The organism is Aeromonas sp. EERV15 (assembly GCF_900079845.1).
Taxonomy (GTDB): Bacteria; Pseudomonadota; Gammaproteobacteria; order Enterobacterales; family Aeromonadaceae; genus Aeromonas; species Aeromonas sobria.
Window position 1 is genome coordinate 118,338 of the sequence record NZ_FKKY02000002.1, and the last position, 14,298, is coordinate 132,635.

General features: G+C 60.1%; 19 protein-coding genes. 2 read left to right on the forward strand and 17 right to left on the reverse strand.

Going from position 1 to position 14,298, the window contains the following annotated elements; translation table 11 throughout:
• Positions 1 to 135: 135 nt before the first annotated feature.
• Positions 136 to 792: a GTP cyclohydrolase I FolE gene (folE, locus tag BN4575_RS02400; RefSeq protein ID WP_068976990.1), complete on the reverse strand. Its 657-nt coding sequence runs from the start codon at positions 790 to 792 to the stop codon at positions 136 to 138.
• Between the two features lie 311 nt (positions 793 to 1,103).
• Here folE and moeA point away from each other — a divergent pair, with 311 nt between their 5' ends.
• Both moeA and moeB read left to right on the forward strand, forming a co-directional pair.
• Positions 1,104 to 2,330, forward strand: coding sequence for a molybdopterin molybdotransferase MoeA (gene moeA / locus BN4575_RS02405; protein WP_068976991.1), 1,227 nt, complete (start codon positions 1,104 to 1,106; stop codon positions 2,328 to 2,330).
• Complete coding sequence (gene moeB, locus BN4575_RS02410; protein ID WP_068976992.1) at positions 2,327 to 3,082, forward strand: molybdopterin-synthase adenylyltransferase MoeB; 756 nt, start codon at positions 2,327 to 2,329, stop codon at positions 3,080 to 3,082. The genes moeA and moeB overlap by 4 nt, the downstream gene beginning before the upstream one ends.
• 66 nt (positions 3,083 to 3,148) lie before the next feature.
• Here moeB and BN4575_RS02415 read toward each other — a convergent pair whose 3' ends face one another.
• From BN4575_RS02415 to napG, 16 genes are all read right to left on the reverse strand, one after another.
• The gene (locus tag BN4575_RS02415) at positions 3,149 to 3,439 is read right to left on the reverse strand and encodes a Bor family protein (protein WP_068976993.1); all 291 of its coding nucleotides are present in this window, start codon (positions 3,437 to 3,439) and stop codon (positions 3,149 to 3,151) included.
• Between the two features lie 171 nt (positions 3,440 to 3,610).
• Entirely contained in the window at positions 3,611 to 3,904 is a 294-nt protein-coding gene (locus BN4575_RS02420; RefSeq protein ID WP_068976994.1) for a Bor family protein, read from the reverse strand.
• 35 nt (positions 3,905 to 3,939) lie between these two features.
• Entirely contained in the window at positions 3,940 to 4,701 is a 762-nt protein-coding gene (locus BN4575_RS02425) for a hypothetical protein (protein WP_256028869.1), read from the reverse strand.
• Positions 4,691 to 5,734 carry a plasmid segregation protein ParM domain-containing protein gene (parM, locus tag BN4575_RS02430; RefSeq protein WP_256028871.1) on the reverse strand — a complete coding sequence of 348 codons (1,044 nt, stop codon included), beginning with the start codon at positions 5,732 to 5,734 and terminating at the stop codon, positions 4,691 to 4,693. Before parM ends, BN4575_RS02425 begins: the two co-directional genes overlap by 11 nt.
• A 104-nt stretch (positions 5,735 to 5,838) precedes the next feature.
• Positions 5,839 to 6,615 carry an alpha/beta fold hydrolase gene (locus tag BN4575_RS02435; RefSeq protein WP_068976995.1) on the reverse strand — a complete coding sequence of 259 codons (777 nt, stop codon included), beginning with the start codon at positions 6,613 to 6,615 and terminating at the stop codon, positions 5,839 to 5,841.
• Positions 6,616 to 6,706: 91 nt separating this feature from the next.
• Positions 6,707 to 7,807, reverse strand: coding sequence for a molybdenum ABC transporter ATP-binding protein (gene modC, locus BN4575_RS02440; protein ID WP_068976996.1), 1,101 nt, complete (start codon positions 7,805 to 7,807; stop codon positions 6,707 to 6,709).
• Positions 7,804 to 8,484 (reverse strand): molybdate ABC transporter permease subunit, encoded by a 681-nt coding sequence (gene modB, locus BN4575_RS02445; RefSeq protein ID WP_068976997.1) that lies wholly within the window; start codon positions 8,482 to 8,484, stop codon positions 7,804 to 7,806. Before modB ends, modC begins: the two co-directional genes overlap by 4 nt.
• Positions 8,485 to 8,701: 217 nt before the next feature.
• Positions 8,702 to 9,430 (reverse strand): molybdate ABC transporter substrate-binding protein, encoded by a 729-nt coding sequence (gene modA, locus BN4575_RS02450; RefSeq protein ID WP_068976998.1) that lies wholly within the window; start codon positions 9,428 to 9,430, stop codon positions 8,702 to 8,704.
• Positions 9,431 to 9,517: 87 nt separating this feature from the next.
• Positions 9,518 to 9,991, reverse strand: a complete 474-nt coding sequence (gene moaE / locus BN4575_RS02455; RefSeq protein ID WP_068976999.1) for a molybdopterin synthase catalytic subunit MoaE — start codon at positions 9,989 to 9,991, stop codon at positions 9,518 to 9,520.
• 100 nt (positions 9,992 to 10,091) lie between these two features.
• Positions 10,092 to 10,337, reverse strand: coding sequence for a molybdopterin synthase sulfur carrier subunit (gene moaD / locus BN4575_RS02460; RefSeq protein WP_068977000.1), 246 nt, complete (start codon positions 10,335 to 10,337; stop codon positions 10,092 to 10,094).
• The gene (gene moaC / locus BN4575_RS02465; protein ID WP_042020351.1) at positions 10,334 to 10,858 is read right to left on the reverse strand and encodes a cyclic pyranopterin monophosphate synthase MoaC; all 525 of its coding nucleotides are present in this window, start codon (positions 10,856 to 10,858) and stop codon (positions 10,334 to 10,336) included. Before moaC ends, moaD begins: the two co-directional genes overlap by 4 nt.
• A 9-nt stretch (positions 10,859 to 10,867) precedes the next feature.
• A complete protein-coding gene (gene moaB / locus BN4575_RS02470) occupies positions 10,868 to 11,374 on the reverse strand; it encodes a molybdenum cofactor biosynthesis protein B (RefSeq protein ID WP_042020350.1) in 507 nt (168 codons plus the stop codon).
• A 245-nt stretch (positions 11,375 to 11,619) separates the two neighbouring features.
• A complete protein-coding gene (locus BN4575_RS02475) occupies positions 11,620 to 12,213 on the reverse strand; it encodes a NapC/NirT family cytochrome c (protein ID WP_042020349.1) in 594 nt (197 codons plus the stop codon).
• Between the two features lie 11 nt (positions 12,214 to 12,224).
• Positions 12,225 to 12,680, reverse strand: a complete 456-nt coding sequence (locus BN4575_RS02480; protein ID WP_068977001.1) for a nitrate reductase cytochrome c-type subunit — start codon at positions 12,678 to 12,680, stop codon at positions 12,225 to 12,227.
• On the reverse strand, positions 12,680 to 13,555 hold the full coding sequence (gene napH, locus BN4575_RS02485; protein WP_068977002.1) for a quinol dehydrogenase ferredoxin subunit NapH: 876 nt from the start codon (positions 13,553 to 13,555) through the stop codon (positions 12,680 to 12,682). The genes BN4575_RS02480 and napH overlap by 1 nt, the downstream gene beginning before the upstream one ends.
• Entirely contained in the window at positions 13,552 to 14,289 is a 738-nt protein-coding gene (napG, locus tag BN4575_RS02490; protein WP_068977003.1) for a ferredoxin-type protein NapG, read from the reverse strand. The genes napH and napG overlap by 4 nt, the downstream gene beginning before the upstream one ends.
• Positions 14,290 to 14,298: the final 9 nt, after the last annotated feature.

A 14,298-nucleotide genomic window follows, 5' to 3' on the forward strand; every position in this document is an offset into this window, starting at 1 on the left:
ATTCGCTTACGAAAATAGAGAAAGTGGTCGATACAGGCTCGCCATCTCTGACCATCGTCCATAAAAAACGCCAGCAAGGGTTGCTGACGTCTCGTTTATTCAGATGAGTGGTCACAAAATAACCATTACTCTATCTTATCCGCGCAGGCCACCGAGAAATTCGGCCCGGGTATCAGGCTGGGTCTTGAATACCCCACCCAGCGAGGTGGTGGTGGTATGGGAGGTAGAGTCCATTACCCCGCGCGCCTTGACGCAGTAGTGGGTCGCCCTGATGCTGATGGCCACGTCTTTGGTGCCGAGCAGGGTCTGCAGCGCCAGCAAAATCTGCTGGGTCAGCCGCTCCTGCACTTGGGGGCGGCGGGCAAAAAACTGCACGATGCGGTTGATCTTCGACAGGCCAATCACCTTGCCGCGAGGGATATAGGCCACATGGGCCAGCCCGTCGATGGTGACGAAGTGGTGCTCACAGGTGCTGGTGAGGCTGATGTCCCGCACCATGATCATCTCGTCCACCTGCATCTTGTTCTCGATCACCGTCACCTTGGGGAAGGTGGAATAATCAAGGCCGGAGAAGATCTCGTTGACGTACATCTTGGCGATGCGGTGCGGCGTCTCGGCCAAACTGTCATCGACCAGATCGAGCCCCAGCGTCTCCATGATGGAGCGCATATGGCCTTCGATCTTCTCCCGCTTCTGCTGGCTGTTCAGCTCGTTGGCGACCAGGGGTGTTTCCAGTCCCTGGGCTTCGAGGGCGGCCCTGACCAGCAAGGCTTCCTGACTAAGTATTGTCATTCTCTTCTCTCCCACGCTCAGGGACTATGTGAGGGCTGCTCGTCGAGTAACCCCTTATGTTATGGCGGCGCACAGGGCCGACGGCATCGCTGTAATGGTAGCCACATGAGATGTGACGGCCATCTGTTATGGCGGCATAGTAAACGGCCATTGCCGCCAAGATTCAAGTCAACTTGTGCGTCACCTCATACTTTATGGCCATCTCACCCCGTTTCAGCGCTGATTACCTCGAGATTCCCTTGAGATAACCTGCCCATCCCCGGGGAATTTTGTGATAATCCCGCCTTCAATCATAGAAAGAGGTCATGACGATGGGATTTGATACCAGCGGACTACTCCCCTTAAGCGATGCCCTGCAAGGGATGCTGGAGCAACTCGCCTGCTGCTGCGACAGCGAGCAGCTGCCCCTGCCAGAGGCTCTTGGCCGGGTACTTGCCAGCAATATCGCCTCCCCCCTCGCCGTGCCCCCCTTCGACAACTCCGCCATGGACGGTTACGCCGTGCGCCTTGCGGATCTCGCCACCGTCACCCCGCTCATCATGGTGGGCAAAGCCTTTGCAGGCCAGCCCTACCAGGGCGAATGGCCCGCTGGCCACTGCGTGCGGATCATGACCGGCGCCCCGGTCCCCGCAGGCACCGATGCCGTGGTGATGCAGGAAGAAACGCAGGCCGACGGCGATCGGATCACTTTTTTGTGCGAGCCGACCGTCGGACAGAACATTCGGCTGGCGGGTAGCGACATCGGCAAGGGCGCCTGCGTGCTGCCAGCCGGTACCCGCCTCACCCCAAGAGAGATGCCACTGCTGGCCTCCCTCGGCGTGGCTACCGTCGCGGTACGCCGACCGCTGAAAGTGGCCATCTTCAGCACCGGTGATGAACTCAAACCGGTCGGCACTCCGCTTGCCCACGGCGATATCTATGACTCCAACCGCTACGGCGTGCGGGCCATGCTGGCGCGCATGGGCTGCGACTGCCTCGACCTTGGCATCATCCCCGACGATCCGGCCCAGCTACGCGCTGCCTTTATACGCGCCGACGAAGAGGCCGATGTACTCATCACCACCGGCGGCGTCTCGGTGGGGGAAGCGGACTTCACCAAACAACTGCTGGACGAGCTCGGCGAGATTGGCTTCTGGAAGCTGGCCATCAAGCCGGGCAAGCCGTTTGCTTTTGGCCGTCTGCCCCGCACCTGGTTCTTCGGCCTGCCGGGCAACCCCGTCTCCGCCATGGTCACCTTCGATCAGCTGGTGCAACCGGCGCTGGCCAAGCTGGCAGGTCAGCACTTCGAGCGCCCGCTCCAGCTGCAAGCCATTGCGGCCGAACCACTCAAAAAGAGCCCCGGCCGACTCGACTTCCAGCGCGGCATCATGAGCCAAGGGCCAAACGGCCTCGAGGTGCGCAGCACTGGCTCGCAGGACTCCGCCGTGTTCAGCTCCCTGTCGCAAGCCAACTGCTACATCGTTCTTGAACGGGAACGGGGCCGCGTCGCCGCGGGCGAGACAGTGACCGTGGAGCCATTCGGGGGATTGCTGCTGTGAGCGAGATCCTGAGCGACGCCGAACTGCTGCGCTACAACCGCCAGATCATCCTCAAATCCTTCGACTTCGAGGGACAGGAGGCGCTCAAGCAGGCCAGGGTGCTAGTGATCGGCGCGGGTGGCCTTGGCTGTGCCGCCAGCCAGTATCTGGCGGTGGCCGGGGTTGGCCAGCTCACCCTGGTCGATTTCGACAAGGTGGAGCTCTCCAACCTGCAGCGTCAGGTGCTGCACAACGATGAGCGCATCGGCCACCACAAAGTAGACTCAGCAGCGCAATCGCTGCGCGCGCTCAATCCCTGGCTCAAGGTGGAGACCCACGCTGCCGTGGCCGACGAGGTGCTGCTCGATGCCTTGCTGCCCCAGCATCAGCTGGTTCTCGACTGCACTGACAATCTGGCCATTCGCAACCTGCTTAATCACAAGGCACGCCGACACAGGGTTCCGCTGGTCAGTGGCGCCGCCATCCGGCTGGAGGGGCAGCTCTGTAGCTTTACCTGGCAGGAAGATGAACCCTGTTACGCCTGCCTCAGTGCCCTGTTTGGCGAACAAGCCCTCACCTGCGTCGAAGCGGGAGTCCTCGCCCCCGTGGTGGGGCTGGTGGGTAGCCTGCAGGCGCTGGAGGCGATCAAACTGCTGGCGGGCATGGGCAAAAGCTACAGCGGCCGCCTGCTGATGATCGATGGCCTCGGTGGCACCTTCCGCGAGATGAAGCTACCCAAGCGCCCCGACTGCCCGGTCTGCTCCCATCCTTAAACCCGCGCGATGCCTACAAAAAAGCCGAACCCTGTGGTTCGGCTTTTGGCATCAAGCTTGCGCAGATTAACCGGCGCAGTAGACCCGAGCCTCGCGCGGGGTGTAGATACCGAAGGTCACCGCGGCCAGCAAACCATTGACGAAGGTATGCTGTGCTTCGACACGCACAACCTTGTCGGCACCATTGCAAACGGTGGCAGCATCGATGGTTTTGCTCTGGCCCAAACCGGAGATGAAGAAATGATGAGTCACTTCTTTGGTGGGTTCTACTGCATTACCGGAATGCACGGTAAACCCCTGTTGGGCACAGCCGGTAATCATCATTGCAACGGCCGCAGTCAACACCATTTTTTTCATTTTATTATCCCTGACAATATTATTTTTCCGGCTTTGCCGGTGCCACACAAAGAGAAATTCATGCTTATTATCAATAAGATAAATAGAAAAACCCTAAGCTGTTGGCACACTATCAAAATCCGGACAGGGCAACAAGGCTTTATTTGAGACTCAACGTTACCAAATATCAGGTCAGAGATTGCAATAAACTCGGGCCGTTCTTGGGGTGTAAATACCCAGTGTCAGGATAGCCATCAGCACATCTTGCGGACTCTGCTGCATTTCGACCCTCACCACTTTTTTCGGGTCACTATGGCAGGCTAGTGAAGCATCAACCATTTCACTCTGGCCAATTCCCGCCAGTACAAAATCATGGCGCACTTCTCGTGTTGGCTGGCCTGGGTTCCCCTCGTGTACGAAGAAGGTCTGCCGGGCACACCCCGACAACAGCAAGGCGCAGCACGCCATCCATACTACTTGTTTCATGCTTCTTATTCCTGACTACTGCCATTGCGTGAACCTTAGAAGATCCCCTTGGCTTTGACCTTTTTCATATTGGCGACCTGACTCGAGAGATCCTCGATCAAGGGTTCTGCCTCCGTGCCGACAGCATTCTGTCGAGCGGGGGCACTGGCCAGCCGCTGGATCAATCTGTGCTGCTCGCGAATAAGTCGGGATTGCTCTTCCAGTTGACGAGAGAGCAGTTGGATACTGCTGGCAAGGGGAGCAAGGTCCTGCTCGGCCCCTGCTGATGGCAGTTTGCCAGCGATGGCTTCGGCCAGCTGATCCTGATCCAGCGCGGCTGGCAGTCCTTGTCTGAGTTCATCCCACATCTCGGCGGGTTGCTGCTCGCCAAGCCGGCTGACAATCTCGTCCACCAGTGACGTGGTATCACGCTGTCCCAGCTGCGGCGCCAGCCTGGCCACTATCTCGTCGATCATCACATCAGCGGCAGGCTGCGCATCGCCAGCCACCTCGCCCAGATTGAAACCACAGCTGCCAAAGGCATGACGTAGGGTAGTCATGCTCACCTGCTCCGGCCCCAACGCATTGGCGATCGCTTTGCAGAGGTTGGGTGCCAGCACGTACATGAACATGCCGGAGAGGTAGATATCCTTGTGAAAACGGCTCCTGGAGAAGTCAAACTCCTCGGTGCTATCCTGGATCTTGCGCGCCCGTTGATACCAGTTCTGCAATACCCCGACCGCATAGCGATCAGACTCCAGCGCACCCGGATCCATGTAAATGGAGAAGGTCATGCGCTTGAGTTGACTACTCATCATCAACCTCGGCCATCACAGACGCTTCGCGATAGACTTCATCCTCTTCAGTGGTGTAGAGGCAGATCTCGCGAGCCAGCGCGGACTGGGCATCGTCCAGCAGCTCGACACGGTCACCCAGGGTCGGATAGGCCGCCTTGATCGCGTCATAAATCAGGGACGCACCGCCACCGACCAGATAGACACGGTTCGGATTCTTGGCAAACTTCTTCGCTTCATGTGCAACCTGAGTACCCAGCTCGTCGATTTTGTTTTGCATCTTCTCGAGGATTTTGGGGATCTGGCTCTCGTCGTTGACCACATCACGCACAAAGCTCATGTCGTGGCGACGCTTGATAAACTCGTTGGCCACCAGATAGCTGGAGTCGCTGTCTGCTGCGGCCAGCGCCTTGCGGGTGGCGTCGGTGACCATGGAGACACCGATCTCGTTGTTGCCGTAGACATCAGACACATCATCAAACTCGCCGACGATGATCCCCATATCCAGGGTGGTACCACCGCAGTCGATCACCAGGGTTTTGGTGAACTCGTTGCAGCCAGAGCCAATCAGGCGGGAGAGCGCAGCAGGCAGACTCTCCGGCATCACTTCGACACTGACGATATTGAACAGTTCACCCTTGTTAAGGGTGATCGGACGCATCAGGTTACGGCGTTTCTTCTCGATCTTCTCTTCGTTGCGCTGGCAATCGTCAGGGTTGTAAAACTCGGTGATGGGCAGGGTCACGGTGATGGCCACATCGCAGGGCGTCACACCAGTCTGCAGCAGGGCATGATGAACGGAGAGCAGGTTGAGATCGTCATACTGGTACTCCACATGGGTGGTTGCCAGAGACTTATCGGAGGTCGCGTCGTAGGTGTACTTGGTGTTGCCTATCTCGTAGTTATAGATCTTCTTGTCTTTACGCAATGCGGCGCTCTTCCAGTCCTTGCGAAAGGAGTTGGGAGAGATGACGGTCTTGAGCACCTTGTTCTCAATCCAGCTCACCTTGACGTTGGTCGAGCCATCATCGATGGCCATTTTCATTACTTCAGACATGAGGAAACACCTGTTAATAGATCAAAAATAGGTCCGATTGCGTTGCCTTATGCCCTTGGCAAGGCGATCGAACCAATACATACACGGTTAAAAGGGCGACAAGTTTAATGGGTTTCTAAAATCCAGTGAAGCAAATGATTAAAACCGGAAGGATCTTCCGCGGGCCAGGCGTGGTGGCCGTTGGGGGTGTGGATAGTGGCGTTGGGCAGGGCGGCAAACTGCTCCACCCGTTTGGCCAGCGGCAGGTAGTCGTGACTGGTGGAGATGATGGCCACCGGCTGCCAGATGCTGCCGAGCCGGGCGCGCACTGACCAGCCGGGGAGCGCTTCCAGCAGCGCCTTGTAAACCTTCTTTTTGTTGCGCACGAAACGCAGCCGGAAGGTATGGCGCACCTGCGCGAGATCCGGGCCCGGGAAGAGCTCGCGTCCCAGCCACCAGGCGAGCGGCCGCATGCCAAACCAGCGCAGCCACTTGAGGCGCTGGGCGTAGCGCTCCTGCTCTTTGGGGGTCTCCAGCAGAAACTCGCTAAAACCGTTGACCAGCACCAGCCCCCGCACCTTGTGCGGCAATTGCAGTGCCAGCTCCAGCGCCACCATGGCCCCCAGCGACAATCCCACTACCCAGGCGGGCTCAGGTTGCTCATCGAGCCAGTTCGCCACATCAGCCGCCAGGGTTGATACGTCGAACGGCCCCTCCTGCATGCTCTGGCCATGGCCGCGCAGATCCAGCGCCACCACCCGGTAGTGTTCGGAAAACCGTTCGATCTGCGCCTGCCAGTCGAGACTGGAGGAGCCCAGCCCGTGCAGCAGCAACAGCAAGGGGCCCTCCCCCGCGCTGCGTAGGGCAAGACCGTTGAATTTCATCACCTGATTGCGGCGCATCAGTGTATTGCCTCTCGACTCATCACCTGAACCATCTCTTGTTGTTATGTTGCCCGTGGCCATCCTGCCACGTTATCAGCGCGGCGCCCAATCAGCCTTCGCTGACCAGACTCACCGCCTTGATATAAGCGTAGATCTGCTGCTCCGGCGCCAGTGCCAGGCGTCTGGCGGAGCGGCTGGTGATCCGGGCCAGCAGTATCTGCTCACCCAGCGCCAACTGCAACAGGGTCTGGCCGGGGCGCACCTCGCGCACCGCCAGCAGACGGGTGACGAGACAGTTGGAGAGGCTGGAGTGCTCGATGGGTGCTGTGGCAATCACCACATCTCGCCCTGCCACCTTGATCTGCAAGGGGCCGCTCTCGTCCGGCACATGGGTCATGGTGACCCGCAGCCGCTGCTCGCCGAGCTGCAGGGTCGCCATCTGCTCGTCGTCATCGTAGTGGGACAGGGTAGCATCCAGCATCACCCCGGCATCGTCACGGCTGGCGAGCGAGAGATCGGTGCGGGCGAAGATCTCGCTCGGCCGCCCCTGCGCCTCCACCCTGCCACTTTCCAGCAGCACCAGCTGATCGCAGAGCAGGCTCACCTCCTCCATGGCGTGGCTGACGAAGATCATCGGGATACCGCTCTCCTGCTGCAAGCCTTTGAGCACATGGGCCTGATGAATGCGGCTGCGCCGATCCAGCGCCGAAAAAGGTTCATCGAGCAGCAGCAGATCGGGCTCGGCCTGCAGCGCCCGCCCCAATGCCACCCGCTGGCGTTGGCCACCCGACAGGGCATGGGCAGGCTGCCCCAACAGATCGGCAAAGCCAAGCCGCGCCGCCAGCACTTCGGGCTGCCAGCGCCCTCGCCCCTTGCGAGCCGCCAGTTGCAGATTGCCGAGCACCGTCAGGTGAGGGAACAGCCGCGAGTCCTGAAACACCAGTCCTATACGACGCGCTTCGGGCAGCAGCGCGGCGCACTCCCGCCCGCGCCACCATAAGCGATCCCCGCTTTGGCGATCGAGCCCGGCGATGATGCGCAGCAGGGTGCTCTTGCCGCAGCCGGAGGGGCCAAACAGACCGAGGATCCCACCCAGCTCGAGGGTCAGTGCGCAATCGAGGGTAAAGGGGCCAAACACGCGCCGGGCACTGAGGTTCAGGGCATGGCAGTGCAGGGCGTTGCCTGGCGAAATCGTGGCTGGCTGATTCATCCAAACACTCTCCGCTGTCTGCGCTGCAGCACTCCGTAGACCAGCACCAGCATCACCAGCGAGAAGGCCATCAAGCCGCCCGCCAGAATATGGGCGTTCTGGTAATCCATCGCCTCCACATGATCAAACAGGGCAATCGAAAGCACCTGGGTCTCACCGGGGATATTGCCGCCAATCATCAGCACCACACCAAACTCCCCCAGGGTGTGGGCAAAGCCGAGGGCTGCCGCCATCACGAAACTGGGCAGGGTCATCGGCAAAATGATGTGGAAGAAGCGCTCCAGCGGGCCGAGCCCCAGGGTAGCGGCGGCCTCCAGCTCCTTGTTGCCCATGTTGACAAAGGCGGAGGTGAGCGGCTGCACCACAAACGGCAACGAATAGAGAATGGAGGCAAACAGTAGACCGAGAAAGCTGAAGGCAAGCGGGGCGCCGAAGGTGTCGCGCCACCAGGCGCCGAAGCCATATTCAGGGGAGAAGGCGAGCAGCAGATAAAACCCCAGCACGGTGGGGGGCAGCACCAGCGGCAGCGCCACCAGCGCCTCCACCAGCGGTCGCAGCCGATTCTGGCTGCGCGACAGCCACCATGCCAGCGGCGGCGCCAGCAACAGCAAAATCGCGGTGGTACAGGCCGCAAGCTTCAGGGTGAGCCAGACCGCCAGCAGATCCCCGTCACTCATCGGACTCACTCCCAACGCCAGGTTCAGCACCAGACACGGCCAACGAGCCGCACTCCCGGCAGACCTGATCCTGAGTCAGGCAGGTCATCGCCAGCAGCTCTCTACTCATCGTCCGGCTCCCGGTTGAATGCGGCCAACGGCATGGTCTCTATCCTCATTGCAAAGAGTGGCCGACCCGAAGGCCGACCACTCAGGGTATCGCGTCAGCCCCAAGCCCTTATTGGGGCAGGGCATAGCCCGCGGCCTTGATCTGCCCTTGACCCGGCCCCTTGAGCCAGGCGACCAGCGCCTCCACCGCAGCCCCTTTCTTCAATACCAGCCCCTGCTGCTCGATGGGTGGATAAAAGCTCGCAGGCACCGCCCAGGCTTCGCCGGTCTTGCCCGCTTCCACCAGATTGGCCCAGGCCACGAAGCCCAGCTCGGCATTGCCGGTATCGACAAACTGCCAAGTCTGGCTGATATTGGCGCCGGTCAACAGCCGGTACTGCTTGGGATCGATCTTGAGATGGTCGAGGGTCGCCATGGCGGCAGCACCATAGGGAGCAGTGCGGGCATTGGCGATGGCGAGGTTGCCTTTCCAACTGCGCAGAGTCGCCTCGTCAGGGGCTGGGCCCCCCTTCTTCCACAGCCCCAGCTGGCCGATGGCGTAGGTGAAGCGATCGCTCCCCTTGCCCTCTTTTTCCAGCTTCTCGGGGGTCGCCACATCGGCGGAGAGGAAGAGATCGAACGGCGCACCGTGGCTGATCTGGGTGTAAAGCACTCCGGTAGCGGCAGACGAGATGGCTAGGGTGTGGCCGGTCTTGGCGGTAAACTCTTTGCCGATACGCTCGATGGTGCCCTTGAAGTTGGCAGCCACGGCCACTTTCACTTCATCGGCCTGCACGGCACCGGTATGCAAGGTGGCGGCGCAGATGCCTGCGATAACAACAGATAACAGCGGTTTCATTCCCTTTCTCCTGATGGGGCCCGCACATCCGCGCCCCTTGACGGGGCCGTGGTTCCCGTTGAACCTGCGCCCCTCGTGATGAACAGGTCAGGCTTGCCAGCGGGCAGCGGCGGCGTTGTCGCTCTCCTTGGCCTCGACCCAGCGTTGCACACCCTCGGCGGTCAGCTCTTTTTTCCAGAACGGCGCCCGGGTTTTCAAGAAATCCATGATGAAGTGACAGGCATCAAAGGCGGCGTTGCGGTGGGCACTGCTCACCGCCACCAGCACGATCTGATCGCCAAGCCACAGCTCGCCGATGCGATGAATCAGGGTGCACTCCTGCAGCGGCCAGCGGCAACGGGCCTCCTGCACGATATCGGCCAGCGCCTTCTCGGTCATGCCGGGGTAGTGCTCAAGGGCCAGCCCCTTCACCTCCTCCCCCTGATTGAAGTCACGCACCTTGCCAACGAAGGTGACGATAGCGCCACTGTCGGGGCGGGTGGCGAGGCGAGCATATTCGTCGGCCAGCGAGAAGTCTTCCCGCTGCACCACAATGCGATCTGTGATGATTGCCTCGCTCATCATCAGCCTCCGGTCGTTACTGGAGGGAGAGGGAAGAAGGCCACTTCGTCGCCATCGCACAGCTCAGTGGTACGATCCACGGTCATTATCTCATTCATTCTCAGCCTCCGGTCACCGGCGGGAAGAAGGCGACCTCATCGCCATCACTGATAGGGGTATCGAGGGGCACCAGGGTCTGGTTGACCGCCACCAGCAGTTTGCCAGCCTCGAGGGCCAGTGCCCACTTGTCACCGCGCTCACTTAAGTCGCAGCGCAGTTGTTCGGCGGTGGCGTAATCGCAGGGCAGGCTCAGCTCGTCACAGGCCACCAGCTCACGCACTTGCGCAAAAAACAGTACCTTGATCATGCTTGCTCCCCGCTCGTTGACCCCAACTGAAAATGGCCGGACTTGCCGCCCTTCTTCTCTACCAGTCGCACCTGCTCGATCACCATGTCTTTTTGCACCGCCTTGCACATGTCGTAGATGGTCAGCGCCGCAACAGATGCCGCCGTCAGCGCCTCCATCTCCACCCCGGTCTTGCCGGAGAGCTTGCAGAGAGTGCGGATATGCACCTTGTGCTGCTCGGGCAGCGGCACTATCTCTACCTCTACCTTGGTCAGGGCTAGCGGATGGCAGAGGGGGATGAGATCGGAGGTCTTCTTGGCCGCCATGATACCGGCGATGCGGGCAGTGGCGAACACATCACCCTTGTGATGCTGGCCGCTCAGGATCAGCGCCAGGGTCTCGGGGGCCATGGCGACGAAGGCCTCGGCACGAGCTTCACGCTCGGTCACCTGCTTGTCGGTCACATCCACCATATGGGCTTCGCCGCTTTGATTGATATGAGTCAGGTTGGGCTGGGTCTGCTTGGGATCGGTCTGGTTCATCGTTTGCTCTCAAAGGTGGGAGACAAAGTTGCACGGCTTGGTACGGGCATCGAGCTGATCGCGAATAAGCTGCTCCCAGCCGAGCCGGCACGCACCGGGGGAGCCCGGCAAACAGCAGATCAGGGTGCGATTGGCAAGACCGGCCAAGGCACGACTCTGCATGGCTGAACCCTTGATCTCGGCAAAGGAGAGCTGGCGGAACTGTTCGCCAAAACCTTGCACAGTGCGCTCGAACAGCACGCCGACCGCCTCAGGCACCCAATTTTGCTCATTAAAGCCGGTGCCACCGTTAATCAGGATTGCCTGCACTTCGCTGTCGGCGATCCAGTCACTGACCAGCGCCCGAATTCGAAACAGGTTATCAGCACACAGCGCCCGACCTGCAAGCTGGTGTCCTGTTGCTGTGAGGGCTGATACCAGATAGTCGCCCGAGCTGTCATCGGCGGTAGTGCGGCTGTCGGAAACCGTCAATACGGCGATCTTGAGGGGAATAAATTCGTTGTTGTTCTGTCCCATCGGGCAGCTCCTTATGGCTATGGGCCGTCAACGAGGCAAAATGAGGAGGGGGAGCGAACAGTCATAGAGAGCAACAAGAACCCGCGTCTCCATCCCGTTAGCCCACGTGCCCAGACGTTTGACGGCGGGCTGATTCTACCAAAGGTTTCACGGGATATGGGATTTAAAAGATACACAAATCTGATGTTTGTCTCAGATATCAGTAAAACGCAGGCCGGGGGAACCCGGCCTGTGATGAGGGAGGATCAGAATCCCTTCACCCCTGTCATGTCAGGCAGCTGGTGCGCAATCCCCTTGTGACAGTCGATGCAGGTGCCCTGTCCCTCCTTGCCAAGATTGGCGGAGTGCATCTGGGCAGCCCGTTTACCTTGCAAAGAGAAATCCATGTACTCGAAGTTGTGGCAGTTGCGGCACTCGCGCGAGTCGGTCTCTTTCATCCGCTGCCACTCCCGCTCGGCCATCGCCCGACGATGGGTTTCGAACTTCTCGGGGGTATCCACCTTGCCGGTAATCATGCCCCACAACTCTTTGGAAGCCTGCACCTTGCGGATGATCTTGTAGGTCCACTCGTGCGGCACGTGGCAATCAGGACAACTGGCCCGCACACCGGAGCGGTTGGCGTAGTGGATGGTGTCGCGGTACTCCTCGAACACGTTATCCTTCATCTCGTGACAGCTGGTACAAAACTTCTCGGTGTTGGAGGCTTCCATGGCGGTATTGAAGCCGCCCCAAAAGATCACTCCACCGAAAAATCCCATCATCAGCAGCACCCAGAGGGCCGCTTTTGACGGTGACTTGAAGGTGGTCCACAGACGCTGGATAAAGCCGGGTAATTTCATTGATGGACTCCTTAGTTCAGTGCTTCAACCGGCTTGAAAGTATTTTCCACCAGCGGCTTGGCATCCGCTTGCGGCACATGGCACTGCAAGCAGAAGTAGCGACGGGGGGAAACCTCACCCAGGGTTGTACCATCACGGGTCTCGAAGTGAGTCGGGCTGATCTTGGGGGCCTTCATGGCGCTGGCATTCTTGAAGCTGTGGCAGGCCAGGCACTTGTTGACCTTGTTATCCACCTCGTAGTTACGAATATCGTGGGGGATCAGCGGTGGCTGATGAATGTACTGGCGATCATACATATCACCGTCTTTGCGAAAATTCTTCAGTGGTGCGGCATCCGCCTCGATCACCAGATCGGTGGCCCCCCGCTCGGATTTGATCCCTCCGGTACTATTGGTAATCTCGGGGGTGGCGGCCATCAAGGATCCCGCCATCAGGCAGGCCAGCATTGCTCCAATCAGCTTTTTCATTATTTATTCTCCAACGTTTTTTCTGCCTTGACGGCAAAACCTACAGTGATTTCAAAAACTTGTTCCGCGCAGACATCGATGCAACGGCCACAGTTGGTACACTCCTGAGCCGCAATCAAGGGCCCGTGACCGCGCTTGGCACCGTGAACAGGCCCGCGCAGGATGGGGTGCTCCGGGCAGACCGCATAACAATCCATGCAGTTGCTGCACCGCTCGCGCCCCTTGGCAGAAATCTTGATAAATCCGACCCGGTTGACCAGGGCATAGAAAGCCCCCACCGGACAGAGATGACCGCACCAGCCCCGCTCAAGCACGAACAGATCGAACAGGAACAGCGCCGCCAGCAGACCCCAGCCCGCCCCCATGCCAAACAGCAGACCGCGCATGGCCAAGGACACCGGATTGACCAGCTCCCACGCCATCACCCCGACCACCGCAGGCACCACCAGCACCATGGCCAGCAGCCAATAACGGGTCGCGCGGCTGAACTGGCCGTTGCTCTTGAGGCCAAGTCGCCCCCTGAGCCAGGCCGCGGCGTCCGTGATGAGGTTGACCGGACAGACCCAGGAGCAGAACACCCGCCCCCCGACCAGCCAGTAACCGGCCAGCACCACTGCCGCCCCCAGCCAAAGGGTGGTGATGGGCCAATGGCCCGCCGCTACCGACTGCAGCAGGGTCAGCGGATCGCTCAGCGGCACCGTCTCCAGCAACAGCGAGCTGGAGAGGTTGCCCTTGAGGATCCAGATGCCCGCCAGCGGCCCCAGCAAAAACAGCCCGAGCACGCCCAACTGACTCAGTCGACGCAACAGCAGGAAGCGGTGAGCACGCCACCACCCCAGCTTGATGCGAGCCTCCTCTCCCGGATAACGACTCATAGCCCCTCCGGTTTGCGTGTCGGCAGGGTGAGCCTATCGCCGATGAGCGACTTGTTTCCCGCCTTGGCCTTCTCTTCCCAGCCGAGCCGGTAGTGATGACCCAGCTCACCCTTGGCGAGCTGACGGGGCACTACCTTGATGGCAGACTCCTCCAGCACGCAGGCGTGCTCGCACTTGCCACAGCCGGTGCAGGCATCGCTGTGCACCGTGGGCAGGAACATGGCATGCTTGCCGGTGCGCTGGTTATGCTGCAAATCGAGGGTGATCGCCTTGTCAATCAAGGGGCAGACCCGATAACAGACATCGCAGCGCAAGCCCAGATAGTTGAGGCAGGTCTCGTGATCGATGAGCACTGCCACCCCCATCCGCGCCTGATCGATATCGGTCATCTGTTGATCAAGCGCCCCACTCGGACAGGCCACCACGCAAGGGATGTCATCACACATCTCGCAGGGCACAGCACGCGCCTTGAAGTAAGGGGTGCCGGTGGTCACAGGGTCAAACAGCCGGGCGAGCTTGAGGGTGTCGTAGGGGCACGCCAGGGCGCAGAGCCCGCAGCGCACGCAGGCGCCGAGAAACTCCGCTTCGTCGAGAGCGGCGGGCGGACGCAGCGCCTGGGCAGGCACAGCTTGTGCCTGCTGGCGGGCCACGCCACCGAGCCCCATGCCAAGCAGGCCCACACCGCAGGCCCCTTTTGCCATGTCGGCCAGAAACTGGCGACGACTACGACTCATCTCGCGCTC

What these genes read in the sequence shown, in the direction of transcription:
- folE (WP_068976990.1), bottom strand. Translation starts at nt 792, where the DNA reads ATGACAATACTTAGTCAGGAAGCCTTGCTGGTCAGGGCCGCCCTCGAA.
- moeA (WP_068976991.1), top strand. Translation starts at nt 1,104, where the DNA reads ATGGGATTTGATACCAGCGGACTACTCCCCTTAAGCGATGCCCTGCAA.
- BN4575_RS02415 (WP_068976993.1), bottom strand. Translation starts at nt 3,439, where the DNA reads ATGAAAAAAATGGTGTTGACTGCGGCCGTTGCAATGATGATTACCGGC.
- BN4575_RS02420 (WP_068976994.1), bottom strand. Translation starts at nt 3,904, where the DNA reads ATGAAACAAGTAGTATGGATGGCGTGCTGCGCCTTGCTGTTGTCGGGG.
- BN4575_RS02425 (WP_256028869.1), bottom strand. Translation starts at nt 4,701, where the DNA reads ATGATGAGTAGTCAACTCAAGCGCATGACCTTCTCCATTTACATGGAT.
- parM (WP_256028871.1), bottom strand. Translation starts at nt 5,734, where the DNA reads ATGTCTGAAGTAATGAAAATGGCCATCGATGATGGCTCGACCAACGTC.
- BN4575_RS02435 (WP_068976995.1), bottom strand. Translation starts at nt 6,615, where the DNA reads ATGCGCCGCAATCAGGTGATGAAATTCAACGGTCTTGCCCTACGCAGC.
- modC (WP_068976996.1), bottom strand. Translation starts at nt 7,807, where the DNA reads ATGAATCAGCCAGCCACGATTTCGCCAGGCAACGCCCTGCACTGCCAT.
- modB (WP_068976997.1), bottom strand. Translation starts at nt 8,484, where the DNA reads ATGAGTGACGGGGATCTGCTGGCGGTCTGGCTCACCCTGAAGCTTGCG.
- modA (WP_068976998.1), bottom strand. Translation starts at nt 9,430, where the DNA reads ATGAAACCGCTGTTATCTGTTGTTATCGCAGGCATCTGCGCCGCCACC.
- moaE (WP_068976999.1), bottom strand. Translation starts at nt 9,991, where the DNA reads ATGAGCGAGGCAATCATCACAGATCGCATTGTGGTGCAGCGGGAAGAC.
- moaD (WP_068977000.1), bottom strand. Translation starts at nt 10,337, where the DNA reads ATGATCAAGGTACTGTTTTTTGCGCAAGTGCGTGAGCTGGTGGCCTGT.
- moaC (WP_042020351.1), bottom strand. Translation starts at nt 10,858, where the DNA reads ATGAACCAGACCGATCCCAAGCAGACCCAGCCCAACCTGACTCATATC.
- moaB (WP_042020350.1), bottom strand. Translation starts at nt 11,374, where the DNA reads ATGGGACAGAACAACAACGAATTTATTCCCCTCAAGATCGCCGTATTG.
- BN4575_RS02475 (WP_042020349.1), bottom strand. Translation starts at nt 12,213, where the DNA reads ATGAAATTACCCGGCTTTATCCAGCGTCTGTGGACCACCTTCAAGTCA.
- BN4575_RS02480 (WP_068977001.1), bottom strand. Translation starts at nt 12,680, where the DNA reads ATGAAAAAGCTGATTGGAGCAATGCTGGCCTGCCTGATGGCGGGATCC.
- napH (WP_068977002.1), bottom strand. Translation starts at nt 13,555, where the DNA reads ATGAGTCGTTATCCGGGAGAGGAGGCTCGCATCAAGCTGGGGTGGTGG.
- napG (WP_068977003.1), bottom strand. Translation starts at nt 14,289, where the DNA reads ATGAGTCGTAGTCGTCGCCAGTTTCTGGCCGACATGGCAAAAGGGGCC.